The 322-nt window shown below is 55.0% G+C and carries 1 rRNA gene; it reads left to right on the top strand.

The annotated features are described in order from the left end of the window. A 16S ribosomal RNA gene (locus N6G83_RS54645) occupies positions 1–322 on the top strand; the annotation flags it as partial.

The raw sequence follows: 322 nt of genomic DNA, 5'->3' as shown, positions 1-322 counted from the left end.
AGCTTAACTTGGGAACTGCATTTGAAACTGGCAAGCTAGAGTCTTGTAGAGGGGGGTAGAATTCCAGGTGTAGCGGTGAAATGCGTAGAGATCTGGAGGAATACCGGTGGCGAAGGCGGCCCCCTGGACAAAGACTGACGCTCAGGTGCGAAAGCGTGGGGAGCAAACAGGATTAGATACCCTGGTAGTCCACGCTGTAAACGATGTCGACTTGGAGGTTGTGCCCTTGAGGCGTGGCTTCCGGAGCTAACGCGTTAAGTCGACCGCCTGGGGAGTACGGCCGCAAGGTTAAAACTCAAATGAATTGACGGGGGCCCGCACA

It is taken from the genome of Serratia sp. PL7, assembly GCF_945957435.1.
Note: the sequence above shows the minus strand (reverse complement) of the source record. Positions and strands in the feature narration are given on the sequence as shown.